Origin of the sequence: Nocardia sp. NPDC006982, from assembly GCF_042869435.1 — a bacterium.
Taxonomy (GTDB): domain Bacteria; phylum Actinomycetota; class Actinomycetes; order Mycobacteriales; family Mycobacteriaceae; genus Nocardia.
Genome location: NZ_JBIAFV010000083.1, coordinates 1 through 1674, shown reverse-complemented (window position 1 = coordinate 1674; position 1674 = coordinate 1). Strand labels below are relative to the sequence as shown.

Genomic DNA, 1674 nt, shown 5'->3' with positions numbered 1-1674 from the left:
TAGCCTCGATCTTTCGCCGGGCCTTCGGCCCGGCGTAGTCGGGTTCGGATTGGTTTCCGGTGGCTGATCAGCGGCCGGTGGGCAACATCGGGTAGCCCGATCAGCGGGTGGCTGCCGGGTTCCACGGGCCCGGATGGAAGCCCTTTCGATGTTGTGGGAATAGTGTGTGCTGGTCAGCCGGGTTGCAGCCGGTCCAGTGCGGTCAGTAACAGGCCGGTGCCGCGGTGATGGCGTGACAGGCGCAGGTGGACGCGGCGGGCGTGGTGCGCAATCCGGGCGGGGATCGAGAATAGTTGCAGGCGTAGTGTTTTCGGTTCCCAGCGGCGAGCAAGGTGGCCGCGCAGGCCGATGGTCTGCAGCCAGGCGGTCAGGTCCAGTGCCAGCGCGACGATCGCGACCCAGATCCGATTCGCATCGAAGCCCTTGAACGGCAGGTTGCGTAGCCCGGTGTCTTTCGCGGCTCGGATGCGGTCCTCGCAGCGTGCCCGGCGGCGATGCCGTAACTCCAGGTCAGGGATCTGACCGCGGCGGGTGTTGGTGACGAACGCGGTCAACCGGAGACCGTCGACGTCGGTGAACCGCAGCTGAGCGCCGGGATGCGGGCGCTCTTTGCGCACGATAAGCCGCATATCGTGTGGCCAGCCGGTCAGGTCGAGCATGTCGGTGACCTCGGCGACCCAGGCGCCTGGTCGGACCTCGCCCTCGGCGTCGTAGGCGGGAGTCCACACGTTTTTCGGGATCCGGTTCACTGCCTCGACGATGATGTCGGTGAGGGTGAACCCGAGCGAGTATTGGACGTGGCGGGCGGTGCAGTAGTCGATGAAGTCGTGGGTGCCGCCGCCGGAGTCGGTGCGCACCAAGACTTTCCGGCCGATCCGGCAGCCCGGCTGCCACGGCAGCTGCGCCACGGCGGCAGCGAGGACCTTCTTGTGGTCGTCGGCGGTGTTGGCGCCGGCGTTGCCCGGGCGCAGTAACTCGGCGACCGGTTCCCCGGTGCCGTCCGGGCCGTGATCGCAGAAGGCCAGCAGCGGATGGAAGCCGAATCCTTTCTTGAACGTTGGTGCCGCACATTCCTTTTCGGAATGCGCATCGAGCAGGGTGGCATCCAGATCGATGGTCAGCGGGTTCTCGGCGGTGATCGCGTGATCCGGCGCCTGATCACCGGCGGCCTGCCAGGCCGCCGACCGGGCGAGGGCGCGGGCAGAGGTGATGGCGGACAACGCTTTCGGTGCGTCGGCAGCCAGTATCGTGATCAGCCGCGACACTGTCGGGTCCGACGCCACCAGACCGAACACGCCCGGCTCGCCGCGCAGTAGCGCCAGATCGGCGGCGCAGTCGCCACCGACAGCGATCATCACGGCCAGATCCAGCAGAATCTTCCCCGGATCATGCACTGCCAGGGGTTTGCGCCACGGCGCCAGCACCTGGGACAACGCCCGATCCAGCCCCACTTTCACCGCAGTGCGCAGCAGCGCGACCGCCCCCGCTTGCGCCACCACACCCGAACCGTCGCCGCCAATTTTCAGCGACGGGTACCACGACGTAGACTGCCTCACCAGAAAGGTGCTCCTCGATACTGCCGATTCAACCTTAGACAAGTCGAATCATTGCAGTTCAGAGCACCTTTCGCCATTCCCGGGCCATCAGCAGCTCAACCAGCATGATTGGCCGAGG

1 protein-coding gene is annotated in these 1674 nt (G+C 66.4%); it reads right to left on the bottom strand.

The genetic code is table 11. The annotated features are described in order from the left end of the window. Window positions 1-173 precede the first annotated feature (173 nt). A complete protein-coding gene (locus ACFYOW_RS49575) occupies window positions 174-1556 on the bottom strand; it encodes an IS1380 family transposase (RefSeq protein ID WP_387299165.1) in 1383 nt (460 codons plus the stop codon). Window positions 1557-1674 lie beyond the last annotated feature (118 nt).